Consider the following 26,840-nt stretch of genomic DNA (forward strand, 5'->3'; position numbering starts at 1 on the left):
ACAGATGAATTGAGAGATTTCCTTATCTGTGTCCCGCGCAGCGGGTATCTGTGTGCATCTGTGGCCCAATGTCCCTTCTATCCACTTGAATATCGATTGGCCCTAGGGCAGCGCCACCGGCCCCGGTCCGTTGACGGCGCAGAGGCGTTGGACCACCTTGTGGCCGCCCACGATGCCGTCTTCATAGGCGACGACGTTCAATTCCGCCGTCAGCCGCAACAATTCGCCACGGCCCAGCAGGTGGTCGGGATTGCGCGGACGGCCGAAGGCCTCGTTGCCCAGGGCGAAGGTCTCGTAGATCAGGACCCCGTCGGTCTCCAAGCTGTCCACCAGCAACGGGAACAGCGGCCGCCACAGATAATTGGTCACCACCACGCAGGCGAAGCGGCGGCCCATGAGTGGCCAGGGCGAGCCGTCCTCCAGATCGGCGGCGATGCGTTCGGCACCTTGGGCCATGGCGGCTTGCGAGATATCCTTATCCATGGCGACCACCGGATGGCCAAGGTCGAGGAACAGCCGGGAATGACGCCCGCCGCCGCAGGCTACATCCAGCACGCATCCCCCTGCCTTGACCAGCGGCGCGAACCGCGCGACCCAGGGAGATGAATCGGTCTTGAGGGGATCGGCGCCCATGTTGTTCTGTGCTCCACCAAGGACTGGCCGTATAGTGGCCAAAGGGACAACGGGAAATTTCAGCCGATGATTCTGTTCGAACTGCGCTGCTCCGGCCAGCATCAATTCGAGGCGTGGTTCAAGGATGGCGCCGCCTATGACTCGCTGGCGGCGGCGGGCCAACTCAATTGCCCGGTCTGCGGCGATGCCAGGATCGAAAAGGCGCTCATGGCGCCGCGCCTTGCCAAGGGGCGCGGCGATGCGCTCGACGTCAAGGAAGCCATGGGCGAGGTGCGCAAGGTGCTCACCGCGTTCAAGCGCCAAGTGAAGGAAAGCTGCGACTATGTGGGCGAGCGCTTTCCCGAGGAAGCGCGCAAGATCCACTACGGCGATTCCGAAGCGCGGCCCATCTATGGCGAGGCCACGCCCCAGGAGGCGCAAGACCTCGAGGAAGAAGGCGTCGCCGTCCAGCGCATTCCATGGGTGAGCGAGGGGAATTAGGCGGGAACGAACACGCAGCTTGGCGGAAACCGGATGATGACGGTGGTTCCCTGGCCGGGGGCGGTGTCCAGGTCCAGGGCGCCGCCATGCAGCTCCATCAATGACTTGGCCAGCGGCAGTCCCAGTCCGACGCCTTCGAACCGGCGATCGAGGCCGCTTTCCACTTGGCCGAATGGCGCCAAGGCCACGGCAATATCGGCCTCGCTCATGCCGATGCCGGTATCGCTCACCATGAAGGCCATACCACCGTCGGCTTCCAGACGGGCGGACAGAGTGACACTGCCACGCGACAGAGTGAATTTCACCGCGTTGGCCAGCAGGTTCAACAGCACCTGCTTGACGCGTCTGACATCCACCCGAAGGAGCGGCAGACCTTCTGGAATGGAGGAGATCAAGCGAACCGAGTTCTGTTCGGCGCGGGTGGTGACCAGCCGCAGCGAGGATTCCGCCAGGGTGGTCGGCGCGACATCTTCCACCGACAGGGCGAAGGCGCCGATCTCGATGCGCGAGATGTCCAAGATATCGTTGATCATGGCCAGAAGATGCAGGCCGGCCGAATTTATGTCCTGACCATAGGTGCGGTACTGCTCTCCGACCGGGCCGAATAATTCGCGGCCGATGATCTCGGAAAACCCGATGATGGCATTGAGCGGCGTGCGCAATTCATGGCTCATGGCCGCCAGGAATTCGCTCTTGGACCGGTTGGCGGATTCCGCCAGGGCCGTCGCCTCGCGCAATTTATCCTCGGTCAGGTGGCGATGGGTCACCTCGTGGGCGATGACCATCAGACAGGGGATGTCGCCTTTTTCAACCGGATAGGGGGTGATGGTCATCTCGTACCAGCGTCCGTGGGATTCATCCTCGAAATGGATGGCGCGCGCTTCCACCAGTGCTTGCTGGGCATAGGACGCACGGCTGGCCCTCACCTCGGTCGGCATCAGAGCATAGATGTTCTCGCCGATCAGAGATTGCTTCGTTCGCCGGTAGGCGGTGGCGCCACCCTCGTTGAGGTCGATGATGGTTCCGTCCAAGGTGAATAGGAAGGTGATCAGTCCGGGGGCGTCCAGCATGGTGCGCGCCATGGTCATGGCGGCGCGCAAGGATTGTTCCGCCTGATGCCTGCCGGTGACGTTGGTGAAGGTGCTGATGAAGCCGCGCCCTGGGATGGGGTTGCCGCGCACCTCCACCACGGTGCCATCCGGCCGCACGCGGTCGAAGGAATGCGGCTGCATGCGGCGGGCGAGTTCAACTCTCTCGCGGGCCAATTCCTGGGGATTGCCGGGGCCGTATTCGCCGCGCTGGGCGTTGTACAACATGAAATCCTCGAACGGCTTGCCCGGAACGTTGAATTCCGGCGGAACCTGGGTCAGTTCGAAGAAACCGTCATTGGCGACCACGAGTTTCAAATCGTTGTCGAACACGCTGGCGCCTTGCGGCATGTGGCGGACGGTGGCTTCCAGCATTTCGGCGTAGGCCCGGTGGCGTTCCTCGCTTTGTTGCAGGGCGCGGGTGCGCCGCTCGACCATTTGATCCAGCCGTTCGTTGGATTCGCGCAGATTGTCGGTGACTTGATGGGCGACGGTGATGTCGGTATAGCTGGTGACGAAACCGCCGCCGGGCAGGGGATTGCCGATGATTTCGATGATCCGCCCATCGGGTCGGGTCCGTTCGGTGCGATGATGCTTGAACAGCCTGGCGCGGCTGACCCGCTCGGCGACCAGGGCTTCGGGATCACCGGGGCCGTATTCACCAAGCTCGGCGTTGTAGCGCATGATGTCCTCGAATGCGGCCCCCCTGCGCAGTAGGTGGGGCGGCAGGTGGAACATCTCGGCGAAACGTCCGTTCCACAGCACAAGACGTAAATTCTGATCGAATACCGAGATGGCCTGTTCCAAATGGTCGAGAACGCCCTGCATCACGGCGATGTCGATCGGCGTCTCGTTCCGGTGGTCCAGGGTCATTCTTGCTCCTAGGGATCTTCTTTCCTCCCGCGGCTCGAACGGGGAGGAGGTACCGAGTGGCGATGCTGCCTAATAGACCCCCTTCTCGTTGACGAAGGCGGAATACCGACGGTCTTCCACCAAGATATGATTGACGATCCAGTCGTGAAGAAATGCAAGCAATTCGTCGGCGGGCATGGACTCGGCCACAAGCCGTTCCTCCAATTCGCGAATTTGGGCCAGAAGCCGCTTGTGCTTGGCGGCATGTCCCGGCTGTTCGGGATAGCCGTAAAGCTCCAGCAATGCCTCTTCCTCGGCGAAGTGGTACATGGCATAGCCCATCAGGAAATCCATGGCCTCCGCCATTTCCGCATCCGCCTTGCCCTTGCGGCTGGCATCGATCAGTCGGTTGGACATCTGGATCAAGCGGCGATGATGATTGTCGATTCGCTGAATGTTGACGCTGTAGTCGTCGCGCCAGACCAATTCCTTCACGCTGTCGTTACGCAATTCCGAACAGGCGCGCGTCCGCCGATGGAAGGTTTCGAACAGCTTCCATCGAACGCCGGGAATGTCGCCGAGGACGGTGGCGGGAACCGTGTAGACCTCGGTGGCCTTGCTTGCGAACACATTGGAGAGGCGGGGAGTCTCGAAGACGGATGTCTCCTCGCCGAAGAAGTCGCCCGGTCCAAGCTGTTCCAGTTCCTGGCCGCCCATCAACCGCATGGCATGGCCAGAGCGGATCAGGCCCACATGGCGGTCGCCCACCAGCATGGTCTCGCCGGCGTTGAAGGATTTCAGGCTCATCTGGTTGGCGATTCGGTTCAGGGCTCCGGTCGAGACCACTTCGCCGAACAGCCATGTGCGCTGGAGGAACTCCCTGATTTCCAGCAGCCGCGAGATATCCCCGAACAGGTCGTGGCGCTTGACGAATTCCAGATAGAATTCGCAAGACATGCGCAATGCCAGCACATAGCTGGTGGCGCGATAGGTTTCCATGGACGGCAACCCATGCAGCCCCGCCAGCTCTCCCAGCAGCGCGCCGGACGAAAGCTGGCTGCGCATCCGGCTGTCGCCGCTCAGCATTTCCACTTGGCCATTGAGCAGGAGATAGATGGAATTGCTGATGGCACCGTCCTTGATCAGGATGGTCTCGGGGTTGAAGGAGACAAGCGGGCAGTTCAGCAGGATTTGCAGATGGGACACGGCGACCGTGGGAAAATAGCTGGTCAGATGCCCCCAGGCGGCCCGGCGCGAAAAATCACGGTTGGACGGAACCAGGACATCGACGGTGCCGAATGAGGCGCCGGACCCGATCCGCTTTTGGGCATCCGTCAATTTCAGGGCGGTATGGGAGAGGATGATCTTGCGGGACCGGTCATCGGCGAAGTCCTCGGCGAAGCCATGGATCAGGCCGCCGCCGATATCCACCTTCTTGACGTCGGCGGGCTCGGCATAGTCGGCCATGATGCGATCGACCCAGTCACGGCTGATTCCCGGCTTGGCCGGGTCGTCGGTGATCATGCCTTCCAAAATCTTGCGACCGACCACATCGGCCAGATGGGCATAGGTCCGGTAGCCGCCCTCGGCCAGCACGCGGAAAATAAAGGGGGTGGTTTCCACCGGGTGGGGCGAGAAGATGGGGCGGACTTCCAGCCCGGCCACGTCGTTCCATTGATTCAGAGCCAGGTCGTGGACGTCGAAATAGTCGGAGAAGTCCTCTTCCTCGATGGAGAGCAGGGCCGCCAGCTTTTTGGCCACCGCCGCCCGCACCATGGGGGTGGCGAAGTATTTGATGCGGCGATCGGCGCGTATCAGGGTGGTCAGACCGGCGAAATGATCGTCATGGGAATGGGTGTGGAAGACGCCTTCCACCTCGTTGATGCCGATGCCGAGCGCGTTCAGCGCATAGACGAGATTCGGCCCGGCATCCACCAGATAGATGCCGCCCTGATAGACCAGGATCGCGCCCATGCTGGGGCGCCGGATATCCCAGCCGTCGCCGTCGCCGGAATGGATAACCGCGAAATATTCGCGCGGAATTTGGTGAAATCCCAGGGTGTAGGGGCATTCGTGGATCTCGAACGGGGGGAGGTTGAGGTCCACCGTCGCGGTCTCGCCCCGGTAGGCGAATTCGAATTGGTTGAGGCTAAGACGTCGGACGGTGACGCCGTCCTTGATCTCGACCGGTTCGTCGGCAAGGCCTCGCGTTTCGAACAATTCACGGGGATGCTGAATGCGGCCGAAGGCGAATTTCAGCTTGAGGCGCATCATGTCGTGCGCCGTTTCGGCGTCCAGTCCGGCTTCTTGCAATTCCTCGGCGGATATCAGCCCATAATTGCCGCGGTAAATGTACTGCAGTTGAGTCTTCAACTGCTCGCTTCTTCCGATCAGGATCGGGCGGCGGCCGGTATTCCCCGGGTGGCCGGGCAACAGCATGCCCTGCCGATAGAACATCTGAAGGATGGGGAACTCGCCCAGATTACAGAACGCGCCGTTCTGAATCATCACGTCGGAGAGCAGAATGGCGTTCGGGCCGGTTTCGCTGCGAACGCCGTCGATCTCGGTGGGCAAGATCAGGCCGCGCAGCATCATATGCTTGACGGAATCGGCGGGGCAGCCGCACAAGACGCGAAGATCGGCCTCGGGGACTTCGACCCAGACGATACCGGGGCCGACTTCGATCTTTTTCAGGCCCGACATCCCGCCTCCCCAAGCCACTTTGATCTGAGGGTCGAGTGTAGAGCTAAAGTAATAGATTGGGCAATGGTCGTCGGTGCGCTGGCAACGTCCCTAAATATCCACGTCCCGGCCATCGTCCGAATAGAAGCTCACCCGGTTGCGACCGGCGCGCTTGCCGTCATAAAGCGCGTTGTCGGCGCGTTCCAGGGATTCCTCCACCGACTGGTCGGCGCTCAGCATGGTGACGCCGAAGGTGGCGGTGACCTTGAAGGGGGTGCCGTTCCTGTCGAGTACCCGCAGATCCTCGACGGCGGCGCGCATGCGTTCGAGGACATGCCCACCGTCCTCCAGGGTCGCGGCCGGAAGGCAGACGAGGAATTCCTCTCCGCCATAGCGATAGAGGATGTCGTAGGGGCGAACGGCGCCGCGCAGGCAATCGGCGACTTCACGCAGAACCCGATCGCCGGTGGAGTGGCCGTGACTGTCGTTGACCTTCTTGAAGTGATCCACGTCGCACAAACCGATGCAGCAGGGTTGGTTGAGGCGAAGGGCGCGGTCGCGCTCGCCCACCAACTGGCTCATCATGGTCTGGCGGTTGCCCAGGCCGGTCAACGGATCGACGGTGGCCAGCGTTCGCCATACCTCGCGCTCCAGATTCTGGGCGGCGGTGCCAAAGGCCAGCACCAGGGCCATCATGGCTTCATAGTCCGAGGTGGTGATGGTGTGGCCGGCGGCGGCGCGGCTGGTGATGTTCTCGGCGGTGGCATGGACTTCGTCGTGCAGCTCGCCCAGCACGGCGAAACCGGCGAAGCTGCCGATCAGCGATGCGTCGGCCCCATTCAGCCAAGCGCTGAAGCTGCAGGCGTCATGCTCCAAGGGGAGGCAAGCCGTCGGTTCGCCCCAGTTCAGGACGGCGCTGTACCAGTTACGCAGCCAGTCCATGTGGCTCGACAGCGCCCTTTGAAAGTCGCTGAGGCCCGCGAAGACCTTTTCGGTGTGGATGTGCGGAACCGCATCGGCCGGAAGCGTGCTCATGGTACCTCCTCGCGCCATGCCGCCATGGCTTGTTCGGCTTGGGCAGGCGGAGCGAAATGCTGTCCCTGTCCCATGGTGAAGCCCAGGTCGCCAAGAGCGCGGGCGGTGCCCACATCCTCGATGCCCTCGGCGACGACTTCCATGTCAAGCCGACCGCACAGGTCGAGAATGCCTCTGAGAACGGCCCGTTGCCGCGCCGATGTCTGGCATCCCTGCACAAGGCTGCCATCGACCTTGATCACATCGAAGGGCAGCCGGTGCAGCACGCTGAGCGACGACAGGCCGGTGCCGAAATCGTCCAGTGCCAGCCGGATTCCCAGGTCGCGCAGGTCGTCCATGGCCTCTTCCGCCGCGTCCAGATCCTCGATCAGCATGGTTTCGGTCACCTCCAGGCAAATGCGTCCGGGGGCGACGCCGTGCTGATCCATCATGCGGGCGAGGGTGGCGGTCAGGCTCCGGTCCTGGATCAGCCATGCCGAGACATTGATGCTGACGAAGGGAGCGTCGGCGCGGTTGCCGAGGCGGGCGCAAATGGCCATGGCGCGGTCCGCCATGGTCAGGTCGATACGGCGGATCAGCCCGGTGCGCCGGGCCAGCGGCAGGAAGTCGAACGGGCGCATCAATCCCATGGTCTCGGACTTCCAGCGGGCCAGGGTCTCGTAGCCCAGGACGGTCCGGCCGCCCAGATCGACGATGGGCTGCAGATAGGGCTCGATCTCGCCGCTGATGATCGCTTCGGCGATATCGCGCTCGCGCACCACCTCCGCATATCCGGGGCCGAAGTCGGAACTGTGCTGCCCGACGGTCTCGCGACCGGCGATCAAGCTGGACTGGGTATCGCGAAGGCGCCCGACCAGCTTGCGCATCAGCTCGGCGAAGAAGGGGTCGGAGCGGGCCACCACTTGCTGGATCTGTTCCGCCGACACGACCACGAGGCTGCAATCGGTATGCGCCCTGGCGGTGGCCGAGCGCGGCAGGCCGTCGATCACGCCCATTTCACCGAAAACCTCGCCTGCGCCGAGCACCGTCAACGGCTGACGCCGTCCGTCGCGCTCGACGAAGATGTCGACCTCGCCCTGTTCGATCAGATAGGCGCAATCGGCGCCATCGCCCTGGCTGAAAATCAGATTTCCGGCGGAAACGTCCCGGCTTAGCATACCCATTGTCCCCATATCCCTTCCAGCAGCCGCCCGGCTGTCGACGCCACGGTCCAGCGCGAAAGTAGTAGTATATTAGGGTGGAGGCGGCAGGTCGATGGTCACGTCGCCCCTCTCCGGCAGGGCGGCTCGGGCCAACAGGGTGCTGACAGCGGCCATGGCGGTGTCGATGGACCAGCGGATCTGGGCCTCGCCGACAGCATTGCCATGGGCCACCACCTCGGGAAGAATCTGCTTTTGCAGAAATCCGGCAAACCCGGCGAAGGCGCGGGCCGTCAATTCCAAGGATTGGTCGGCCACCCGCAAGCCGCTTCCGGTCTCGGCTTCGTCCGCCGCCTTGCGCAGCCCCGCCATCATGGCGGCGGTCCTTGGGTCATCCATGGCCGCCGCTTCGGTCTTGTCGGCAACGAAGCGCAGCATGGCGGCAAGGAAGGCGTGGTCGGACACGGGAGAACCTCCGGATCGGGCGGGGGAAGCGACATGGACTTGATCGCCGTCAAGTGTGGGTGGCACAATCCATGTGATCTTGGGACTATAGAGGAGAAGCGGCTTGAGCCTGACTCGACCGACCATACTAAAGCGTCAACGCAGCGGCAAGCCGTCGATCCGGCTGCTGCTGGTGGCGTTGGTGGTGGTTGGTTTTGCGCTCCAAGGGCTTCTTCCCGGTCTCGATCTCGCCTTCAGGGGCGATTTCTCCCGAACCGCGTTCGGGGTCGAGGCCGCCATGTGCCATTCTTCGTCGTCCGGGCCGGCCGCGAGTGACGAAGAGGGCACCTCCGACGGCCATGGATGCTGCCTGGTGTGCCAGACAGCCGGGCTGACGAAAGTCGTTCCGCCGTTCCCAACCTTCAAAATACCCACCGCAGGCACGGCAGAGCTTCTGATCGTCGGTTCCGCGTCGACACGGGTCGATGGGCGGGCATCCCGCCAGAATCCGGCCCGCGCGCCCCCCGTTTTCGTGGCCTGACGCCACCCATTCCGTCATTATAAAGACCAAATCGCCGCCTGCCTTGTGGCAGGCATCACCGCTTCTTGCCCGGAGTTGCCCCACCATGAAAAAGCTCGTCCTCGCCGCCGCCTTGCTGATGCTGGGGGCTCCCGCCTTTGCCGCCGATATACAGATTTCAGAGCCATTCATGCGGGCGGCGCCGGTGGTTGGCGGCAACGGTGCCGCCTTCCTGGTCATCAACAATCACGGCGCGGCGGACCGGCTGATCGGGGCCGAGGCCGCCATTTCCAAGACGGTCGAGATCCACACCCATATCAAGGACGGCGACGTCTTCAAGATGCGTAAGGTGGATTCCATCGCGGTGCCCATGCACGGCTCGACCGAGCTCAAGCCCGGCGGCGATCACGTCATGTTCATCGGCCTGAACGAAGCACTCAAGGAAGGCGCCAAGGTGCCGGTCACCCTGACCTTCGAGAAGGCGGGCAAGATCACCGTCGACGTGCCGGTCATGGCCGCCGGAGCCATGGGGCCGGGTGCCGGTGGCGCCGTGATGCCCGGCGCCGGTGGCGCCATGATGCCCGGCGCCGGTGGCGCCATGATGCCAGGCATGAAGCACTAACCGCTTAGGGCGCCGCCGTCAGCTTGGCCAGTGGCGGCGCCATGTCCGGTGTCAACGGCTTTCCTGCGCCGAGCGCGTCCAGCAGTTGGGCCGCCTTTGGGCCTTCCCAATCGGCGGCGCCCACGTAGCGGGCGACCTCGCGGCCTTGGTTGTCCAGCAGCAGGCTGACGGGCAGGGCGGTGGCGTTCAGCTTCTCGGCGGCGCTGCGCGCCTCGTCGGTGCGAATGTCCAAGGCCTTTACGCTTAAGCGGGCGAAGGTGTTGACCACCGCGATCTTGCCGCCGCGATCCAAGGACAGCGCCACCACGGCGACCCCCTTGGCGGCGGCGGCGGGTTTCAACCTGTCCAGGGCGGGCAGTTCCGCCACGCAGGGCATGCACCAACTGGCCCAAAGATTCAGCAGGACGGCCCGGCCCTTCAAGGCGTCGAGCCCGGCCGCCTGACCGTCGGCGTCGCGGATGTCCAGCGCGGGCACCGGCTTTGGCGACTCATGGATGAAGAGGCCCTGCGCCGTCTTGGCTTGGGCGGCGGGGGCGGCGAGGCCGAGGGCGGCCATGGCGAGCAGGAAGCGGCGGCGATCCATGATCAATCCTCTGCCTTGCGCGGCGCGAGATAGGATTTGACCCGCTCGGCCAGACGATCGGGCTTGGAGGCATGCGGCATGCGGGCCAGGAAATTGCCGACCCGGTCCATGATGTAGATGGACGAGGAATGGTCCACGCTATAGGCCATGGGGTCGTTGCCTTCCACCGGTTGCTTCTCGTAGCGGACCTTGAAGTTGCGGGCCGCCGCCGCGATCTGCTCGGCGCTACCGGTCAAGCCGATGATCTCGGGAAACGACGCCAGGTATTCCTTGAGATGCGCTGGGCTATCGCGCTCGGGATCGACGGTGACGAACAGGGTGACCACCTTGGCGCGGTCGGCTCCCAAATGCTCCAACGCCACCGACAGGGTGTTCAGGACGGTGGGGCAGATATCCGGGCAATAGGTGTAGCCGAACACCACGATCCGGATCTTGCCGCCATACATCTCGTCGGTGACGGCGCGGCCGTTCATATCCGTCAGCAGGAAGCGGCCGACCACGGCGCGGTCCGCGTCCTCGGTGGCGGCCCTGGACGGCCCGGCCAGCGCGATCAAGATCAAGAGGCAGGCAAGAAGTCGGGGCATGCTGAAGCTCTTCCTCATGGGGGCGGACACTCTGTAGTGCCGTCGATGGGGGCACGATGAAAATGTCATGATAGCCCGGCAGCCATGCACTTTCGCAGGGAATATAAACGTGCGGTCTTGACGAAAGTTAAGGCATTCTCTCCAGGGCGATTCCATCGTGTCCGGCGAAGGTTGGGTAAGATTCTTTCGATATCAACAATGCAAAGGTGGGGAAAATGACGAAGACCCGCAAGCTGGCGGCTCTGCTCGCCACGGTGAGCTTTGGCGCCTTGGTGGCTGGGAGCGCCTCGGCCGAGACTCTGCAAGACGTGATGAAGCGCCGCGGCTTGACCGACAACGACGTGATGGCTGCCGCCAAGACCTACAATCCGACCGGCAAGATCGACGAATTCATGGTGTTCAGCTCGGGCGGCCAAAGCGGTCAGGTGATCGTTTACGGCGTGCCGTCCATGCGCATCCTGAAGTATATCGGCGTCTTCACCCCCGAGCCCTGGCAGGGCTATGGCTATGACGACGAGTCCAAGCGCGTCCTCAAGGAAGGCTCCGAGGTCGGCGGCCGTTCGATTCTGTGGGGCGATACCCACCACCCCGCCATTTCCGAGACCAACGGCGAGTCCGACGGCCAGTGGCTGTTCATCAACGACAAGAACACGCCGCGTATTGCGGTCATCGACCTGCGCGATTTCGAGACCAAGCAGATCGTCCAGAACCCGATCCTGCAGTCCGAGCACGGCGGCGCTTTCGTCAGCCCGAACACCGACTACATCGCCGAAGCGGCCCAGTACCCGACCCCGTTGGGCGGCGAATTCGCTCCGCTGGAGCAGTTCAACGATAAGTATCGCGGCGGCATCACCTTCTGGAAGTTCAACCGCGAGAAGGGCCGCATCGAGCCCGAGAATTCATTCTCGCTCGAACTGCCGCCCTACAGCCAGGATCTGTCCGATTTCGGCAAGGGTCCGTCCGATGGTTGGGCCTTCGTCAATTCGTTCTGTACCGAACGCTATGTCGGCGGCATCGAGCGCGGTCGTCCGCCCTTCGAGGCCGGTTGCTCCGCCAAGGACAGCGACTTCCTGCACGTGATCAACTGGAAGAAGGCCGCCGAGCTGGTCAAGGCCGGCAAGGCCAAGAAGATCAACGGCCATCCCGTCCTGCCCATGGACGTCCTGGTCAAGGAAGGCGTCCTGGTGCTCATCCCCGAGCCCAAGAGCCCCCACGGCGCCGACGTGACCCCCGACGGCAAGTTCGTCACCGTCTCGGGCAAGCTGGACAGCCACACCACTGTCTATGACATCGCCAAGATCGAAGCCGCCATCAAGGCCGGTACCTTTGCCGGCAAGGACGATTACGGCATTCCGATCATCGCGCTCGACACCGTCGCCCATAAGCAGGTGGCGCTGGGCCTCGGCCCGCTCCACACTCAGTACGACTCCAAGCCCTGCATCGCCTATACGTCGCTGTATGTGGACTCCATGGTCGCCAAGTGGGACTACTGCGAAGGCAAGGTGCTGGACAAAATTTCCGTCCACTACAACATCGGCCATCTGATGGCCATGGAAGGCGATACCGCCAAGCCGAAGGGTAAGTACCTGATCGCCCTGAACAAGCTGGCCATCGACCGCTTCGCTCAGGTTGGTCCGCTGCATCCGCAGAACCATCAGCTGATCGACATCAGCGGCGACAAGATGCAGTTGCTGGCCGATATGCCGCTGCCGCTGGGCGAGCCCCACTACGCGGTTTCCATCGATATCGCCAAGCTGAAGACCAATGTGCGTTATCCGTTCGGCACCGACTCCCGGACCGAGCAGAAGTCCCCGTTCGCCGTGCGTCCGGGCCAAGAGCGCATCGAGAAGAAGCCGGGCAAGGTCGAGGTGTTCGGCACCCTGATCCGCTCGCACATCACGCCTGAAATCATCGAGGCCAACGAGGGCGACGAAGTCACCGTCCACCTCACCAATCTCGAGCGTGCCCAGGACGAGACCCACGGCTTCGCCATCTCGAAGCACAACGTCAACCTGTCGGTCGAGCCGGGCAAGACCGCGTCTGCGACCATCAAGGCCAACAAGGCTGGCGTGTATCCGTACTACTGCACCGAGTTCTGCTCGGCCCTGCACCTGGAAATGGAGGGCTATCTGCTCGTCCAGCCGGCCAACTACAAGGCGTCCGGCGCCAAGGGCAAGGAAGGCCAGGTCTACGGTCAGAAGGACTACGACGCCCGCGTGAAGGCCAATGTGGATACCCAGGCCGTCATCAACAGCGTCGTCGGCTACATCACCTCCGTCAACTTCAAGGACTTCCCGGCGGTGGTTGCCATGGTCGAAGACGCGACCGAGCAGCTGGGCTATGCCGAGCAGAACAAGAAGAAGTCGGAAGAGTTCGCCTCCAAGGGTGATTACAACTCCGCTTTCCTGTGGGCCGAGCAGTGGTTCCAGTATCAGGTCAAGGCCGCCGATATCGGTCTGCGCGCCAAGACCTTCCTGGAACAGAACGGTGCCAAGAAGGTGGAAGCGGCTCCCGCCGCGAAGTGATCCTCCACTTGACCAAAGCCAGGGCGGCGTCTGCCGCCCTGGTTTAAGACCAGGAATCGGGGGTGGGCGTTGCCCGCCCCCGAATTTCCTTACCCATAAGAAGGATGATGCGATGCGCAACACCGTGAACCGGCACATCACCGTCGTGGCCCTGGCGGCCGCCATTGGATTCGTTTCCCAATCGCCGACCTTCGCGGCCGACGGCAAGGCGCTGTTCACCGACAAGGGTTGCGTTGCCTGCCACGGCGAGGACGCCAAGACTCCCTTGCAGGAGGGCTTTCCGAAGCTGGCCGGTCAAAGCGCCGAATACGCGCTCAATCAGATGAAGGACATCAAGTCCGGCGCCCGCAAGAACGGCCAGAGCGTCGATGTCATGAAGCCCATCGTCGACGAGTTGTCCGAAGACGAGATGAAGGCGCTGGCCGACTATCTGGTCTCGCTGCGCGAGCCCCCCACCGCCGCATCAACCGCGCCTGCCGTTCCCGGCAAGACTCTGTTCCTGTCCAAGACCTGCGTGGCGTGTCACGGCAAGGAAGGCAAGAAGCCGCTGCCCGGCTATCCCGCCATCGGCGGCCAGGACAAGGCCTATATCCTTGCGCAGACTAAGGACATCAAATCGGGCGCGCGGAGCAATGGCAAGGCCAACGCCATGCAACCGGTCATGCATCTGGTCAATGACGATGAAATCACCGCCATTGCCGATTACTTGTCCACAGTCAAGTGAGGTAAGCTAGTCTGCTGCTAGTGTTCGCCTCAGTTGGTTCGAATTCGGAGACAGACCAAGATGTTCAAGTTCAAGCATAGCCTGGCCGTCGCGGCCGCGATCTCTGCGCTTTTGACCGGTGGGGCGGTGTATGCGGCCGGTGGCGGCCCCGCCCCGCAAAAGGGCAAGTCCCTGGGCGAGGAAGGCTATCAATGGCATTCCGGCGGCGGCGAGGAGGACGAGGCGCTGCATCTGAAGCCCGATCCTGCCAACGGCAAGGAAGTCTATGAAGTCTGTTCCGCTTGCCATCAGCCGGAAGGCTGGGGCCTGACCGACGGCACCTTCCCGCAGTTGGCGGGGCAGCATCCCAAGGTGGTGATCAAGCAGTTGGCCGATATCCGCGCCCTGAACCGCGACAATCCCACCATGTATCCCTTCGCCCTGCCGTCGCAGATCGGTGGCCCGCAGGCCATCGCCGATGTGGCCGCCTATATGCAGAAGCTGAAGATGAATCCCGATCCGGGCCATGGCGACGGCAAGGATCTGGAACTCGGCAAGAAGCTCTATGCCGATAACTGCACCCGCTGCCACGGGGCCGATGGCGCCGGCGACGACAGCAAGTTCTATCCCCGCATCCAGGCGCAGCACTACAACTACCTGCTGCGTCAGTATCAGTGGATCAAGGAAGGCAAGCGCCGCAATGCCAACCCGGACATGATGAAGCAGATTCAGTCCTTCTCGGACCGTGACACCAAGGCGGTGCTGGATTATGTGTCCCGCCTGAAGCCGCCAGCGGACCTGACGGCTCCCAAGGGCTGGAAAAATCCTGACTTCCAGTAGTAAAATCTGATATAACGTGGACAATGGGCGGCGTCTTGGTTTTTGGCCGGAACGCCGCCCTGCTCCTGAATGTCCATCGAGGTTTCCATGACCAAGACGACCAAGCCGGCACTGGTGCGAATCCTCACGGTGATCGCCGCGCTGTTCATCGGCGGTGCCTATTTCTCCCCCATCTGGTGGGTAGCCTTGAAGGCGCCAAACTATCCCGCCGACACCTTCCCCGACGGCATCCGCATCCACTTCCACATGAACGGCGTGTTCAATGGCTGTACCAGCCAAATCGTGGCCAAGGGCGGCAAGGCGGAGGCTTGGGGGAACGAGGAAGGCGGACTGAATTGCGTCGAAGAGATGGACGTGATCAACCACTTCATCGGCATGGAGCCCATCGCCCGCGGCGCCGCCCTGGAGATCCATGCGGCACCCTATCTGTTTGGTCTGGTGGGCGTCATGCTGGCCGCGTTCCTGGTCTATGCCGGGCCGTTCTGGTGGATACTGCCCCTTTCCGGCATCGTCATCCCCGTGGCCTTCGTGGTGGACTATTCGGCATGGCTGTGGTGGTTCGGGCATAATCTGCGGTCCTGGGCGGCCTTCTCGGTCAAGCCGTTCATGCCCACCGTGTTCGGTGACGGCAAGGTGGCGCAGTTTTCCACCTATTCCTATCCTCACTACGGTTTCGGATTGCTGTGCGTGGGCTCCTTGTGCCTGATCCTGGCCTTGCTGTTGCAGCGCAAGGCACTCAAGGATTAAGTCAAGGTCGTCGGTAGCTTTGGCCAAGGCGGTGGGCGAGATCATGCGAATCCAGATGAGGAATTTGTCAAATTCCATTCCGGTCGCGTTGATCGCCCTTGCCGCTGTCGGTCTGATGGCGGCGGCCGTGGTCGCCGCGCCGCCAAGGTCAGAGCCGGTAATGGATTCCTCGCTGATCCAGGCCCTGATCAACATGGCCCAGCCCGGCCAGGAGATCGTGCCGCCGCCCGGACGTTATCGCCGCATCAAGGTCACCAAGCCCATCATCCTGGACGGCAAGGGCAAGGTGACCTTCGACGGCGAGGGCGAGGGCTCGGTGCTGTGGATCGAGACTGATGGCGCCACCATCCGCAATCTCCATCTGGTCAACAGCGGCTCCAGCCATCCCGATCAGGATGCGGGCATCCAGGTGCGGGGAAGCGGCAATGTCATCGAGGACAACGTCATCGAGGATGTCCTGTTCGGGCTGGCGCTGGAGCGCTCGGACCGCAACATCGTGCGGCGCAATCACTATCAGGGCCGTCCCATCAACATCCAGCGGCGCGGCGACGGCGTGAAGCTGTGGTACTCCAACGACAACGTCATCACCGACAACGTGTTCGAGGGCGGCCGCGACATCGTGTTCTGGTATGCCAACGGCAATATCTTCAAGGGCAATCGGCAAAGCCACGGACGCTATGGCCTGCACCTGATGAAGGCGGCTGACAACGTGGCCGAGGACAATCTGTTCATCGACAACATGACCGGCATTTCCATGATGTATGATTCCGGCGATATCATCCGTAACAACTACGTGGCCAAGGCCAATGGCGCGGTGGGAACCTGCCTGTCGCTCAAGGAAAGCAGCGATGTGGTCATCGAGAACAACGACCTGATGTACTGCGCGTCCGGCATCGCCATCGACGTGGCGCCCTACGAGCCCGGAAGCAAGAATCCGATCAAGGGCAACCGCATCGCCTTCAACGATATCGGCGTGTCCTTCCTCAACGACTGGAAGGACAGCATCTTCACCGGGAACCTGTTCACCGGCAACATCACCGAGGTCGCCATCTATGGCGGCGGCAGCGCCAAGCGCAATGTGTGGGACGGCAATCGCTGGGAAGATTACCAGGGGTTCGACCGCAATGGCGACGGTATCGGCGACAAGCCGCATCGGCTCTACGGCTATGCCGGGCGGGTGTGGATGGATGTTCCCAACACCAAGTTCTTCAAGGGAACGCCGCTGCTGGAAGTGCTCGACTTCCTGGATCGTCTGGCGCCGTTCAGCGAGCCGGTGCTGCTGCTCGAAGACAAACATCCTCACCTCGGCAGCGACAAGGCCTTCAAGGCGGGATCGAATTTGGAGCCCAAGTCATGAGCGAACAATCCCCCCCGGCCAAACGCCCGGCGGCGGCCAACCCAAAGACCCGCCGTCAGGCCATGCGGTCCCTGACCATGGGGGGCGCCATCATCGGGGCCTCGCTGTTCGGCTTCTTTCCGGTCCTGCGCAAATGGACGCCCCGGCTGCGGCCGCCCGGCGCCATCGCCGAACGCGATTTCCTGGCCGCCTGCATCAAATGCGGCCAGTGCGTCCAGGTCTGCCCGGTCAAGGCCATCGAACTGGGCGATCTGGACGAGGGTTTCGGGGTCGGCGTGCCGTTCATCCCCGCCCGCGAACAGGCCTGCGATTTCTCCTGCGACGCGGTGCAATGCGTGCTGGCCTGCCCCACCGGGGCGCTGGCCCATTCCATCAGCAAGAAGGAAGAGGTCCGCATGGGCCTCGCCCGGCTGGACCGCCCCAATGCCTGCCTTGCCCGCAAGGGCGAGGGATACAGGGGCCCGGCCCGGCCCGCGCCGTTCAAGGGTGTGCACCGCTATGCCGAGATCGACCGCTGGAAGCCGGTCAAGCTGGCCGACTACAAATACGACCTGGAGGTTTGCGATCTCTGCGTGCGGGAATGCCCGGTCAAGAACGCCATCACCCTGGAGCCCATGTCGGCCGATCCCACCGACAAGCGGCGGACCCCGGTGGTGCATGAAGCCTGTGTCGGCTGCGGCATGTGCGAGATGATCTGCCCCACCGAAAGTTCGTCCATCGTCATCGATATCCGGCGCAAGTGGGGAGACGCGTGATGAGCCTGCTCTCCTCCCTCAAGATCATGCTGGGCGCCGCGCCCGAGCGTCCCACCGCCTATACCCCCGAGGCCGAGGCCATGCACGAGGCCAAGCGCCAGGTGAAAGGGGCCGAGCGCGCCAAGGAGATCAAGGCCGCCCATGCCGAGCACCGCAGCCACAAATGGCGCAATATCCGCTGGGCCACCCTGATTGCCGTCAACATGGTGTTCGTGCTGTCGTTTCGCTTCGACGTGCAGTTGGTGGAAGGCTCGCTGACGGCGTCGCGCGTCATCGGCTTCCACATGGCCGATCTCAATTCGGCGCTTCAGGTCATGCTGGCCTACAAGGTCATCCTGATCAATCTGGTGATCGGCACCGGAACCGTGCTGTTCATGTGGTGGCTGTTCGGCGGGCGCACCTTCTGCTCGTGGACCTGCCCCTACCATCTGCTGGCCGAGATCGCCGAGAAGATTCATCTTTTCCTCGCCGCCAAGCGCATGGTGGTGGACTATCCCCTGCATCGGGGGGCGCGTTCGGTGCTTTATGTGGTCTTCGCCCTGCTTGCGGTGATCAGCGGCTATACCGTCTATGAGTCCATCTCTCCCACCGGCATCGTGTCGCGGGCGCTGATCTACGGCCCCGGCCTCGCCATGATCTGGGTGTTGGGCCTGCTGGCCTATGAGGTGGTGTTCATCCGCCGCATGTGGTGCCGCTATGTCTGCCCCATCGGATTGACCTATGGCTTCGTTGGGTCTGTCTCGCCGGTGCGGGTGAAGTACAATCTGGAGAACTGCTTGCACGAGGGTGATTGCCGCAAGGTCTGTCTGGTGCCGCATGTGCTGGAATGCACCAAGAAGACCTATGCCGAGGATGTGGAGGTCGCCATCGGCGCCGACTGCACGCGCTGCGGATTGTGCATCGACGCCTGCCCGACCGGCTCGCTGCGTTATGAGATCAAGGGCCTGAACAAGCTGTTGTGAGAGTTGGTTTCGGTTCCGTCATCCCCGCGAAAGCGGGGATCCATGTCGAGGCAAGAATTGATGTTTGTCGCTGAGGTCAAAGTGGGTGGACGCATGGATTCCCGCTTTCGCGGGAATGACGGGGAAGCGGGATGGCTGGTGGAGGCCGCTGGCCCATGATTAGCTTTGCCAACGTTTCCAAGACCTTCAAGCGTCACAAGGTTCTCGACGGCATTACCCTGTCCATCGAGACCGGCGAGCGGGTGGCCCTGGTGGGCTCCAATGGAGCGGGCAAGACCACGCTGATCCGCTGCCTGCTGGGGGAATACCTGCACGAGGGCGAGGTCACGGTCGGCGGGCTGGACCCCAAGGCCAACCGCAAGGCGGTGCTGGCCCGCGTCGGTTTCGTGCCGCAGATTCCGCCACCCTTGAAGATGCCGGTGGGCGAGTTGGTCAATTTCGCCGCCGCCGTGTGCGACTCCGACCCCGAGCGGATCATCGCCATGATGCGGTCGCTGGGGCTGGATTGGGACATGGTCCGCTCGCGCCCTTTCGTCAAACTGTCCGGCGGCATGAAGCAGAAGACCCTGATCGCCGTGGCCCTGGGCCGAGACGCCGACCTGCTGATCATGGACGAACCGGCGGCCAATCTGGACCCCGAGGCGCGCCATATCTTTTTCCAGCAATTGCACGACCGCAAGGACCGGGCCGTCATGCTGATCACCAGCCACCGCCTGGACGAGGTGGCGTCGCTGGTCAATCGGGTGGTGGAGATGGACCAGGGCAAGGTGGCGCTTGACGATCGCGTCGCCGATGACGTGGAGATGACGGCGAAGCTGGACTGCACCGTCCGGCTGACCCGGCCGGAACCGGCCTTCGCCAAGGCCATGGCCGATTGGCGATTCGTCAGCGAAGATGGTGGGGTGAGTTGGAACGGAGCGCTGAACGGTCCCGACCGGCTGCGCTTCCTGGGCGTGCTTGCCCGCTATGCCGGTCTGGTGGCCGGTATCGAGATGAAATAGGAGAGCCGCCATGTGCAATCACGCCATGACTCGCCGTCGCTTCGTCGGATTGGTGCCGGGGCTGGCCTTGGTGGTCGCGGGATGCGGCCAGTCCACCACCGGCCCGGTGGAGGTCAAATGGGGCCGAGATACCTGTGACTATTGCGGCATGGTCATCGGCGAGCCCCGCTTCGCGGCGCAATTGCGCGCCGGGACCAACCACAAGGTCTATAAATTCGACGATCTGGGCGATGCCATCCTGTTCCTGGTCAAGCAGGACTGGGCGGCCCATCCGGCCACCGAGTTCTGGGTCGGCCATATGGAGACCGGCGCGTGGATCGACGGCTTCAAGGCCTTCTACAAGGGGGGGCAGCGAACCCCCATGGCCCACGGTTTCGGGGCACTGCCCGCCGCCGCCGACGGGCTGCTGGAATACGATCGCTTCAAGGGCGCCATCGTGGTCAGGGGCTCCACCAGCCGCTGCGAGACCGGCGCGGTGCAAGGATGACGCCGACCTTCCTGTCATCCCGAGCGTGGCGAGGGATCTCGTCCTGGCGCGATGGTGCCGGTTCTGACAAATCGTTCCAGGCGGAGATCCCTCGGTCGCGAGGCTCCCTCGGGATGACAGGGGGAGGCTGGGAATGAACGCGATTATCCTCACCGCTCGCCTCGACATCGCCGAGTCGCTGCGGTCGCGCTGGTTCGCCTTCTATTCGCTGGTCTTCGGCGGCATCATCGTGCTGCTGTTCGTGTTCGGTCTGACCGAGTCGCGCATACTCGGCTTCACCGGCCTGTCGCGCCTTTTGGTCACCTATATCCAGCTCTGCGTCGCCATCCTGCCCATCTTCATCCTGATCACCACGGTGCGCTCGGTGGCGGGCGACCGCGAGGCGGGGGTGTTCGAATACATGCTGTCGCTGCCGGTGCCGCTTTATGCGTGGTTCTGGGGCAAGATGATCGGCCGCTTCCTGGTGGTGTTCCTGCCGGTGTTCGGCGCCATGGCGCTGGCGGCGCTTTACGCGGTGGTGCGCGGCGTCGGCGTCGACTGGTCGCTGTTCCTGGTCTATACGTCGCTGCTGGTATCGCTGGCCTGGGCGTTTCTCGGCATCGGCATGCTGATCTCCACCCTGGCGCGCTCGCCCGACGTGGCCCAGACCGGCGCCTTCCTGGTCTGGCTGACCCTGCTGCTGTTCCTCGATCTGATCCTGCTGGGGGTCATGATCCGCGAACAATTGCCGCTGGAAGCCATCATGGCCATCGCCGTTGCCAATCCGCTGCAAAGCTTCCGTACCGCCGCCATCCTGCTGTTCGATCCCCAGATGCTGGTGATGGGACCGGCCGCCTATGTGATCCTGGATGCCCTGGGGCGGACCGGCTATCTGGTTTTTGCCATCTTGTATCCGGTGGTGCTGGGAACCCTGGCGGCGGGCGTCGGCTATCACCTGTTCCGGCGGGGCGACCTGCCGTGAGCGGCGGCCTGTCGGAGAGTTTCGGCTTTCAGTCGGTCACCCCCGAGGAGCGGGAATCCCGCATCCGCCGGGTGTTCGACGCGGTGGCGCCGCGCTATGACCTGATGAACGACGTCATGAGCTTCGGCATTCATCGGCTGTGGAAACGGGACATGGCCAAGGCAGCCAAACCCGCCACCGGGCAATTGATCGTCGATCTGGCGGGCGGCACCGGCGACGTGGCGCGGCTGCTGGCGGGCGCGGGGCGCCGGGTGGTGGTGTGCGATCCGTCGGCCGAGATGATGGCGGTGGGCCGGGCGCGCACGGCCGGAACCGGCGTCGAATTCATGGAGGGCAAGGCCGAGGCCATGCCTTTCGCCGATGCGTCCGTCGATACCGTCACCATCGCGTTCGGTCTGCGGAACGCCACCAACCCGCAAGCCGGACTGGCGGAAATCTTCCGAATCTTAAAGCCGGGCGGCCGATTTCTCTGCCTGGAGTTTTCGCGTCCCTGGGCCGTGATCCGTCCGTTCTACGACGCCTTTTCCTTCGTGGTGATTCCCCGCCTGGGCGCCTGGGTGGCGCGCCAGCCCATGGCCTATTCCTATCTGGTGGAATCCATCAGGCGCTTTCCCGATCAGCGCGAGATGGCCGCCTTGATGGGCGAAGCGGGCTTTGTCGGTGTAGAGTGGCGAAATCTTTCGGCCGGCATCGCCTGCCTGCACCAGGGAGTGAAGCCGTGAAGCTGGAAACCGGCCTGCCGGACAACGCCGCCGTCGAAATCAAGGATCAGGCGGCCAGCCGCGCCGATCAGCCGCCCGCCGGTTGGCGGCTGTGGTGGCTGGCCATCCGCCCCAAGACGCTGACCATCTCGGTGGCGCCGGTCATGGCGGGCACCGCCCTGGCGTTTCACGACACCGGGGCGATGGACCCTCGGCCGGTCCTGGCCTCCCTGGTCGGAGCCCTGGCCATCCAGGCGGGAACCAATCTCTACAATGACGTGGCCGATGCCCTGCGCGGTGGTGATCAACCCATGCGGCAAGGACCGCCACGGGTCACCGCCTTGGGCTGGGCCAGCCCCGAGCGGGTGCGCCACGCGGCGCTGGTCTGCTTCGCCCTGGCGGCTTTGGTGGGGCTGTATCTGGCCTGGCTGGGCGGCTGGCCCATCATCGCCCTTGGCCTGGCGTCCCTGGCGGCGGGCTGGGGCTATTCCGGCGGGCCGCGTCCCATCGCCTATACGCCCCTGGGCGAGTTTTTCGTCATTGCCTTCTTCGGTCTCGGCGCGGTGGGGGGAACCTATTACCTCCAAACGCAGACCATGACCTCCGTCGTGGCGATCAGCGGCATCGCCATCGGCGCCATCGCGGCGGCGGTGCTGATGGCCAACAATTATCGAGACATGGAACCCGACCGGCTGGCTGGACGCCGCACGCTGGCCATCCTGGCGGGGGCCGAGACCTCCAAGCTGATCTATGGCGTCCTGGTCCTGTTGCCCATGGGCCTGCTGGCCTCGCCCTGGGGGCCATCGGGCGGCATCCTCACCCTGGGAGCGGTGCCATTGGCGCTGTTCCTGTTCCGCCGTTTCGTCGGCGAGGCGCGGGGACCGGGCTTCAACGCCATTCTCGCCTCCACCGCCCGGCTGCAACTGATCGTCGCCGCCCTGCTGGCGGTCGGGGTGGTGTTGTGATCACCCAAGCGGGCGAGGACGCCCGCGCTCCCATGGCGGTCGTTCCTCGGAGCGCGGCCATCCTGGCCGCACCTGTCCCATGATCACCCAGGCGGCGCTGCCCATGGCCCTGGCCTTCATCATGTTCGCCATGGGCCTGACCATGAATCCGGGCGATTTCCGCCTGATCTTCTCCCATCCCAAAGCCATGGCGGCGGGGCTGGCGGCCAAGCTGACGCTGGTGCCCCTGGCCGGTCTGGCGGTGGTCCTGGTGTGGCGGCCGGAAGCCGACTTCGCCGTCGGCATGATCCTGCTGGCCGCCTGTCCCGCCGGGGTGACCTCGGCGCTGCTGACCCATATGGCGGGCGGGCGCATCGCCCTGGCTGCTACCATCACGGCGCTGACCAGCCTTGCCGCCACGCTGAGCGTGCCGCTCCTGGTCAATCTGGGGCTGGCCGCCTTCGCCGGGTATGACCGGGCGGTGGAGATTCCGGTGGGCAAGATGACCTTGGGCATCTTCCTGGTGGATACGGTGCCGCTGGTGATCGGTCTCGCCCTGCAGCGGTTCTGGCCGCTCGCCGCCGGGCGGTTGGGCAAGGTGGCGCGGCCGGTGGCGACCTTGCTGTTCGCCCTGATCGTGGTGGGAGCCTTCTTCAGTCAGCGTCAGGCACTGGTGGATCATGTCGGCGACGTGGTGCCCGCAGCATTGGTCCTCAATCTGCTGGCCATGGCGGGCGCCTGGGCGGTGGGAAGTGCCCTGCGCCTGGACATGGCCGACCGCATCGCGGTGGTGATGGAGAACGGGCTGCAGAACAGCGCGCTGGGGATCTTCGTGGCGGTGACGCTGCTGGGCAACCACGCCATGATGGTGCCCAGCATCGTCTATGCCTTCGTCATGAACCTGACCGCCATCGCCTTCATCTGGGCGGTGAAGCGGCGCGGCGGGCTTATTTATTCGGGTCGATGACCATGCGGCCCCGGACCTCGCCCTTGAGGATCTTGGCGCCCAGTTCCGGCAGATCGGACAGCTTGCCCTCGGTGGTGAGCGAATCCAGCAGATCGCCGGGCAGCAGTTCGGTCAGCCGCTTCCACGCTTCCAGGCGCCGGGGCGTCGGGCACAGGGCCGAGTCGATCCCCAGGATGGAGGCGCCGCGCAGCAGGAAGGGCAGCACGGTGCCGGAGAACTCCACGCCGCCGGCATTGCCGCATGACGCCAGGGCGGCCCGCATGCGCAAGCTTGCCACGCAATTGGCCATGGTGGCGCCGCCGACGCTGTCCACCACGGCGGCCCAGCGTTCGGCCAGCAGCGGCTTGGCCGGGGCCGAGCCGATTTCACCGCGGTCGATGATGGCGGAGGCGCCCAGCGAACGCAGGTAATCGTGCTGGCTGGCCCGCCCGGTCGACGCGGTCACCCGATAGCCCAGCTTGGACAGCAAGATGATGGCGATGCTTCCCAGGCCGCCGGCGGCGCCGGTGACCAGCACCTCGCCCTCGTTGCTCGGTTGCAATCCGTGATCTTCCAGCGCCATCACCGCCAGCATGGCGGTGAAACCGGCGGTTCCCACCGCCATGGCGCGCCGGGAGGTCAGGGCGGCGGGCAGGGGCACCAGCCATTCGGATTTGACGCGGGCCTTGCCCGCCATGCCGCCCCAATGGGTCTCGCCAACGCGCCAGCCGGTCAGGATCACCTTGTCGCCCGGCTTGTAGAGGGCCGAGTCCGAGTGTTCCACCGTACCGGCGAAATCGATGCCGGGGATATGGGGATAGACGCGGACCAGCCGCCCCAGACCGTTGAGGATCAGCCCATCCTTGTAGTTCAAGGTGGTGTAGTCGATCTTGACGGTCACGTCGCCAGCGGGCAGGTCGGACTCGGTCAGGCGGCGGATGGAGGCGCGGACCTTGCCGCTCTCCTCGTCCAGCATCAGCGCGGGAAAATCGCTCAAGTGGGCCTCCTCGATAAGGTGGAGCCGAAGTCTATCAGCGTGCGGGCGGCCATGCATCCTGCTAGTGTGACCCGTTGATCGGGGGAGAGAGTCATGCAGTCACGGATCCAGGCAAGCCGACCATTCCGCCACCATGGCGGGACGGGGGCGATGATCGCCGTGGCACTGGTCAATCTGGCGCTGTCCATCGCCACCTTGTCCATCTGGCGGTTCTGGGGGCGGACAAAGGTGCGCCGCCTGCTGTGGAGCGGCGTCACCGCCTGGGATGATCCGGTGGAATACACCGGCACCGGCGGAGAGCTGTTCAAGGGCTTCCTGGTGGCGCTGGTGGTGATCTATCTGCCGCTGCTGGGGCTTTACACCTGGGCGCAGGCGCTGGTGGTCTCTGGCGATCCGCTGGGCACCATTCTGCTCTCGGTGCTCTATCCCCTGACCGTGTTTCTGATCGCCGCCGGGGCCTATCGCGCCCGCCGCTATCAGCTGTCGCGGACCCTCTGGCGCGGTATTCGCGGCGGCCAGACCGGCTCCGCCTGGGGCTACGCCCTGCGCAGCATGGCGGTGTGGCTGCTGCTTCCCCTGACCCTGGGCTGGGTCTGGCCGTGGGGCGAGATGTGGCTGGCGCGCTATCGCCTGGACAACACCTGTTTCGGTGATCGCCGGTTTTGCTGCGATGCCGGGGTCGCGGGGCTGTATGGCCGCTTCGCGGTGGCCTGGCTGTGCATCATGGCCTATGTGGGGCTGGTTTCGCTGCTGTTCGTTCAGACCTTCTTGGACTCCATGCAGACGGGTGAGCTGGACGAGGCGGCGGCGCCGATGATTCCGGTGATGCTCTTGGGAGCGGTCATCGTCATGACCCTGCCCTGGGCGTGGTATCGCGCCGGTTTCTACCGCGCCATGGCGGGTGGAACCACGTTCGAGGGGGCGCGGTTCTCCGCCCAGGTGACGACCTGGACGCTGATCCGCCTGAGCATCGGCAATGGGCTGATCTCGCTGTTCAGCCTGGGCGTGCTGCGGCCCTGGGTGGCCTTGCGCATCTTCCGTTTCGCCTGCGGTGTTCTGGCGGTGGACGGCGTTCCTGATTTCGCAGGCATCCGTCAAGGCTGGGATAAGGGGCCGAAGACCGGCGAGGGGATGGTTTCGGTCCTGGATGGGGTGGGCGAGTTCTGATGCTCTCCGACGACCGGTCCGGACGCTTCAACGACGGCAAGAGCGCGGCCAGCCGCAAGGTGCGGCTGTGGTCCCTGGCCGACGGGGTGGAAATAAGGGGCGAGGACGGGTTCCTGATCGCGGTGTGGAAGACCGCAGATCTGGTGGATGATGGAGAACTGCCCGGTGGCAAGGGCTTGCGCATGCGCTGCAAGGCCGAGCCCGACGCCCGCCTGACGGTGGAAGCGGCCGTCTTCGTGCGGCCGGTGGCCAAGCGAGGGACATTCCACTGGCGCATTCCGGCGGCCATGGCCCTGGGAGTTGCGGTCTTGGTGGGCTTGTATCTGGCCTTGCCGAACCTGGCGCGCCAGATCGCCTTGGTCGTGCCTTTGGAAACCGAGCGGGGCTGGGGCAATCAGATCGCCGCCGGTTTCGAACGCCAAATGCGGGCCTGCCGCACGCCCGAGGGGAACGAGGCGCTGACCCGGCTGGTGGAGCGATTGGCCGCCGGGTTGCCGCCCGAGCGCCGCGCGGTCAATCTCCGTGTTCTCGATAATGCGGCGGTCAACGCCATCGCCCTGCCAGGGGCCGAGATCATCGTGTTTCGCGGCCTGCTCGATCAGGCTGGCGATCCCGACGAACTGGCCGGGGTGCTGGCTCATGAATTGACCCATGTGGGCGAACGCCACCCCGCCGCCAATCTTATTCGCGGCATCGGGGTCGGCGTCCTGGCGACCATGATCACCGGCGACGCCTCGGGCATGGTGGCCAGTGGCGCCGCCACCGTCATGGCCGCCGCCTATACCCGCGACGACGAGGCCGCCGCCGACCGGGGGGCCTTGAGACTGCTGAAGCAAGCGGGGATCGGCAGCGCCGGCTTTGCCACCTTCTTCCGGCGGCTGGAGGTGCTGGAAGGCGGCAAGGGTCTGCTGCCGGCGTGGCTCAGCACCCATCCCGAAACCGCGTCGCGCGCCGCCGCTATCGATGCCGCCGCCGATCCCCGGAAACTGCCGCCATCCCTGCGCGACGCCGAATGGCGGGCGGTGAAATCCATTTGTGGCAAGGCGGTTTGATCCAAGGCGAGAGAGTTCCCATGTAACCCAGAT

Annotated in this window: 27 protein-coding genes; 18 read left to right on the plus strand and 9 right to left on the minus strand. The window is 64.0% G+C overall.

Annotation, left to right across the window (positions count from 1 at the left end):
• Positions 1-102: 102 nt before the first annotated feature.
• Complete coding sequence (locus tag CU669_RS10435; protein WP_112144362.1) at positions 103-633, minus strand: class I SAM-dependent methyltransferase; 531 nt, start codon at positions 631-633, stop codon at positions 103-105.
• A 66-nt stretch (positions 634-699) separates the two neighbouring features.
• Between CU669_RS10435 and CU669_RS10440 the strand changes: the two genes are divergently transcribed.
• A complete protein-coding gene (locus CU669_RS10440; RefSeq protein ID WP_112144364.1) occupies positions 700-1,113 on the plus strand; it encodes a DUF1178 family protein in 414 nt (137 codons plus the stop codon).
• Here CU669_RS10440 and CU669_RS10445 read toward each other — a convergent pair.
• From CU669_RS10445 to CU669_RS10465, 5 genes are all read right to left on the minus strand, one after another.
• Entirely contained in the window at positions 1,110-3,074 is a 1,965-nt protein-coding gene (locus CU669_RS10445) for a PAS-domain containing protein (protein ID WP_112144366.1), read from the minus strand. The genes CU669_RS10440 and CU669_RS10445 overlap by 4 nt on opposite strands.
• A gap of 69 nt (positions 3,075-3,143) precedes the next feature.
• On the minus strand, positions 3,144-5,756 hold the full coding sequence (locus tag CU669_RS10450) for a bacteriohemerythrin (protein ID WP_112144368.1): 2,613 nt from the start codon (positions 5,754-5,756) through the stop codon (positions 3,144-3,146).
• Positions 5,757-5,846: 90 nt separating this feature from the next.
• Positions 5,847-6,770 (minus strand): diguanylate cyclase, encoded by a 924-nt coding sequence (locus CU669_RS10455; RefSeq protein WP_112144369.1) that lies wholly within the window; start codon positions 6,768-6,770, stop codon positions 5,847-5,849.
• A complete protein-coding gene (locus CU669_RS10460) occupies positions 6,767-7,933 on the minus strand; it encodes an EAL domain-containing protein (RefSeq protein ID WP_239988665.1) in 1,167 nt (388 codons plus the stop codon). The genes CU669_RS10455 and CU669_RS10460 overlap by 4 nt, the downstream gene beginning before the upstream one ends.
• Before the next feature lie 69 nt (positions 7,934-8,002).
• On the minus strand, positions 8,003-8,374 hold the full coding sequence (locus CU669_RS10465) for a hypothetical protein (RefSeq protein WP_112144373.1): 372 nt from the start codon (positions 8,372-8,374) through the stop codon (positions 8,003-8,005).
• Between the two features lie 103 nt (positions 8,375-8,477).
• Here CU669_RS10465 and CU669_RS10470 point away from each other — a divergent pair, with 103 nt between their 5' ends.
• Positions 8,478-8,894 carry a DUF2946 family protein gene (locus tag CU669_RS10470; RefSeq protein WP_112144375.1) on the plus strand — a complete coding sequence of 139 codons (417 nt, stop codon included), beginning with the start codon at positions 8,478-8,480 and terminating at the stop codon, positions 8,892-8,894.
• A gap of 85 nt (positions 8,895-8,979) precedes the next feature.
• Complete coding sequence (locus CU669_RS10475; RefSeq protein WP_112144377.1) at positions 8,980-9,495, plus strand: copper chaperone PCu(A)C; 516 nt, start codon at positions 8,980-8,982, stop codon at positions 9,493-9,495.
• A gap of 4 nt (positions 9,496-9,499) precedes the next feature.
• On the opposite strand, the gene CU669_RS10480 is transcribed toward CU669_RS10475, so the two are convergent.
• Entirely contained in the window at positions 9,500-10,078 is a 579-nt protein-coding gene (locus CU669_RS10480) for a TlpA family protein disulfide reductase (protein WP_112144379.1), read from the minus strand.
• Positions 10,079-10,080: 2 nt separating this feature from the next.
• Positions 10,081-10,662, minus strand: a complete 582-nt coding sequence (locus tag CU669_RS10485) for an SCO family protein (protein WP_239988666.1) — start codon at positions 10,660-10,662, stop codon at positions 10,081-10,083.
• Between the two features lie 215 nt (positions 10,663-10,877).
• On the opposite strand from CU669_RS10485, the gene nosZ reads away from it, so the two are divergent.
• The 13 genes from nosZ to CU669_RS10550 all read left to right on the plus strand — a co-directional run bounded on the left by nosZ (position 10,878) and on the right by CU669_RS10550 (position 23,612).
• A complete protein-coding gene (gene nosZ / locus CU669_RS10490) occupies positions 10,878-13,187 on the plus strand; it encodes a Sec-dependent nitrous-oxide reductase (RefSeq protein WP_112144383.1) in 2,310 nt (769 codons plus the stop codon).
• 112 nt (positions 13,188-13,299) lie between these two features.
• Positions 13,300-13,911: a c-type cytochrome gene (locus tag CU669_RS10495; protein WP_112144385.1), complete on the plus strand. Its 612-nt coding sequence runs from the start codon at positions 13,300-13,302 to the stop codon at positions 13,909-13,911.
• A 60-nt stretch (positions 13,912-13,971) separates the two neighbouring features.
• Positions 13,972-14,730 carry a c-type cytochrome gene (locus tag CU669_RS10500; RefSeq protein ID WP_112144387.1) on the plus strand — a complete coding sequence of 253 codons (759 nt, stop codon included), beginning with the start codon at positions 13,972-13,974 and terminating at the stop codon, positions 14,728-14,730.
• Positions 14,731-14,817: 87 nt separating this feature from the next.
• A complete protein-coding gene (locus tag CU669_RS10505) occupies positions 14,818-15,477 on the plus strand; it encodes a hypothetical protein (protein WP_112144486.1) in 660 nt (219 codons plus the stop codon).
• A gap of 55 nt (positions 15,478-15,532) precedes the next feature.
• Positions 15,533-16,834 (plus strand): nitrous oxide reductase family maturation protein NosD, encoded by a 1,302-nt coding sequence (gene nosD / locus CU669_RS10510; protein ID WP_239988667.1) that lies wholly within the window; start codon positions 15,533-15,535, stop codon positions 16,832-16,834.
• Positions 16,831-17,589 (plus strand): 4Fe-4S dicluster domain-containing protein, encoded by a 759-nt coding sequence (locus CU669_RS10515; RefSeq protein WP_112144389.1) that lies wholly within the window; start codon positions 16,831-16,833, stop codon positions 17,587-17,589. The genes nosD and CU669_RS10515 overlap by 4 nt, the downstream gene beginning before the upstream one ends.
• The gene (locus CU669_RS10520) at positions 17,589-18,551 is read left to right on the plus strand and encodes a NapH/MauN family ferredoxin-type protein (RefSeq protein WP_112144391.1); all 963 of its coding nucleotides are present in this window, start codon (positions 17,589-17,591) and stop codon (positions 18,549-18,551) included. The genes CU669_RS10515 and CU669_RS10520 overlap by 1 nt, the downstream gene beginning before the upstream one ends.
• A gap of 155 nt (positions 18,552-18,706) precedes the next feature.
• Complete coding sequence (locus CU669_RS10525) at positions 18,707-19,552, plus strand: ABC transporter ATP-binding protein (protein ID WP_112144393.1); 846 nt, start codon at positions 18,707-18,709, stop codon at positions 19,550-19,552.
• A 10-nt stretch (positions 19,553-19,562) separates the two neighbouring features.
• Positions 19,563-20,039 carry a nitrous oxide reductase accessory protein NosL gene (locus CU669_RS10530; RefSeq protein ID WP_239988668.1) on the plus strand — a complete coding sequence of 159 codons (477 nt, stop codon included), beginning with the start codon at positions 19,563-19,565 and terminating at the stop codon, positions 20,037-20,039.
• A gap of 133 nt (positions 20,040-20,172) precedes the next feature.
• A complete protein-coding gene (locus CU669_RS10535) occupies positions 20,173-21,000 on the plus strand; it encodes an ABC transporter permease (RefSeq protein ID WP_112144395.1) in 828 nt (275 codons plus the stop codon).
• Complete coding sequence (locus CU669_RS10540; protein ID WP_112144397.1) at positions 20,997-21,722, plus strand: class I SAM-dependent methyltransferase; 726 nt, start codon at positions 20,997-20,999, stop codon at positions 21,720-21,722. The genes CU669_RS10535 and CU669_RS10540 overlap by 4 nt, the downstream gene beginning before the upstream one ends.
• Entirely contained in the window at positions 21,719-22,666 is a 948-nt protein-coding gene (locus CU669_RS10545) for a 1,4-dihydroxy-2-naphthoate polyprenyltransferase (protein ID WP_112144399.1), read from the plus strand. Before CU669_RS10540 ends, CU669_RS10545 begins: the two co-directional genes overlap by 4 nt.
• Before the next feature lie 79 nt (positions 22,667-22,745).
• Positions 22,746-23,612 carry a bile acid:sodium symporter family protein gene (locus tag CU669_RS10550; RefSeq protein ID WP_112144401.1) on the plus strand — a complete coding sequence of 289 codons (867 nt, stop codon included), beginning with the start codon at positions 22,746-22,748 and terminating at the stop codon, positions 23,610-23,612.
• On the opposite strand, the gene CU669_RS10555 is transcribed toward CU669_RS10550, so the two are convergent.
• A complete protein-coding gene (locus CU669_RS10555) occupies positions 23,593-24,588 on the minus strand; it encodes an MDR family oxidoreductase (protein ID WP_112144402.1) in 996 nt (331 codons plus the stop codon). The two genes, CU669_RS10550 and CU669_RS10555, sit on opposite strands and share 20 nt — an antisense overlap.
• A 93-nt stretch (positions 24,589-24,681) precedes the next feature.
• Between CU669_RS10555 and CU669_RS10560 the strand changes: the two genes are divergently transcribed.
• Together CU669_RS10560 and CU669_RS10565 are read left to right on the plus strand one after the other, a co-directional pair.
• Positions 24,682-25,755 carry a YjgN family protein gene (locus CU669_RS10560; protein ID WP_112144404.1) on the plus strand — a complete coding sequence of 358 codons (1,074 nt, stop codon included), beginning with the start codon at positions 24,682-24,684 and terminating at the stop codon, positions 25,753-25,755.
• Positions 25,755-26,807 carry a M48 family metallopeptidase gene (locus CU669_RS10565; protein ID WP_112144405.1) on the plus strand — a complete coding sequence of 351 codons (1,053 nt, stop codon included), beginning with the start codon at positions 25,755-25,757 and terminating at the stop codon, positions 26,805-26,807. Before CU669_RS10560 ends, CU669_RS10565 begins: the two co-directional genes overlap by 1 nt.
• Positions 26,808-26,840: the final 33 nt, after the last annotated feature.

The organism is Paramagnetospirillum kuznetsovii (genome assembly GCF_003284725.1).
GTDB lineage: Bacteria > Pseudomonadota > Alphaproteobacteria > Rhodospirillales > Magnetospirillaceae > Phaeospirillum > Phaeospirillum kuznetsovii.

Bases quoted from the DNA above. Each gene is read 5' to 3' on its own strand.
- CU669_RS10530 (WP_239988668.1), top strand. From the start codon at position 19,563: ATGTGCAATCACGCCATGACTCGCCGTCGCTTCGTCGGATTGGTGCCG.
- CU669_RS10440 (WP_112144364.1), top strand. From the start codon at position 700: ATGATTCTGTTCGAACTGCGCTGCTCCGGCCAGCATCAATTCGAGGCG.
- CU669_RS10485 (WP_239988666.1), bottom strand. From the start codon at position 10,662: ATGCCCCGACTTCTTGCCTGCCTCTTGATCTTGATCGCGCTGGCCGGG.
- nosD (WP_239988667.1), top strand. From the start codon at position 15,533: ATGAGGAATTTGTCAAATTCCATTCCGGTCGCGTTGATCGCCCTTGCC.
- CU669_RS10525 (WP_112144393.1), top strand. From the start codon at position 18,707: ATGATTAGCTTTGCCAACGTTTCCAAGACCTTCAAGCGTCACAAGGTT.
- CU669_RS10450 (WP_112144368.1), bottom strand. From the start codon at position 5,756: ATGTCGGGCCTGAAAAAGATCGAAGTCGGCCCCGGTATCGTCTGGGTC.
- CU669_RS10565 (WP_112144405.1), top strand. From the start codon at position 25,755: ATGCTCTCCGACGACCGGTCCGGACGCTTCAACGACGGCAAGAGCGCG.
- CU669_RS10480 (WP_112144379.1), bottom strand. From the start codon at position 10,078: ATGGATCGCCGCCGCTTCCTGCTCGCCATGGCCGCCCTCGGCCTCGCC.
- CU669_RS10515 (WP_112144389.1), top strand. From the start codon at position 16,831: ATGAGCGAACAATCCCCCCCGGCCAAACGCCCGGCGGCGGCCAACCCA.
- CU669_RS10495 (WP_112144385.1), top strand. From the start codon at position 13,300: ATGCGCAACACCGTGAACCGGCACATCACCGTCGTGGCCCTGGCGGCC.
- nosZ (WP_112144383.1), top strand. From the start codon at position 10,878: ATGACGAAGACCCGCAAGCTGGCGGCTCTGCTCGCCACGGTGAGCTTT.
- CU669_RS10460 (WP_239988665.1), bottom strand. From the start codon at position 7,933: ATGGGTATGCTAAGCCGGGACGTTTCCGCCGGAAATCTGATTTTCAGC.
- CU669_RS10560 (WP_112144404.1), top strand. From the start codon at position 24,682: ATGCAGTCACGGATCCAGGCAAGCCGACCATTCCGCCACCATGGCGGG.
- CU669_RS10475 (WP_112144377.1), top strand. From the start codon at position 8,980: ATGAAAAAGCTCGTCCTCGCCGCCGCCTTGCTGATGCTGGGGGCTCCC.
- CU669_RS10550 (WP_112144401.1), top strand. From the start codon at position 22,746: ATGATCACCCAGGCGGCGCTGCCCATGGCCCTGGCCTTCATCATGTTC.
- CU669_RS10535 (WP_112144395.1), top strand. From the start codon at position 20,173: ATGAACGCGATTATCCTCACCGCTCGCCTCGACATCGCCGAGTCGCTG.
- CU669_RS10445 (WP_112144366.1), bottom strand. From the start codon at position 3,074: ATGACCCTGGACCACCGGAACGAGACGCCGATCGACATCGCCGTGATG.
- CU669_RS10500 (WP_112144387.1), top strand. From the start codon at position 13,972: ATGTTCAAGTTCAAGCATAGCCTGGCCGTCGCGGCCGCGATCTCTGCG.
- CU669_RS10435 (WP_112144362.1), bottom strand. From the start codon at position 633: ATGGGCGCCGATCCCCTCAAGACCGATTCATCTCCCTGGGTCGCGCGG.
- CU669_RS10520 (WP_112144391.1), top strand. From the start codon at position 17,589: ATGAGCCTGCTCTCCTCCCTCAAGATCATGCTGGGCGCCGCGCCCGAG.
- CU669_RS10455 (WP_112144369.1), bottom strand. From the start codon at position 6,770: ATGAGCACGCTTCCGGCCGATGCGGTTCCGCACATCCACACCGAAAAG.
- CU669_RS10505 (WP_112144486.1), top strand. From the start codon at position 14,818: ATGACCAAGACGACCAAGCCGGCACTGGTGCGAATCCTCACGGTGATC.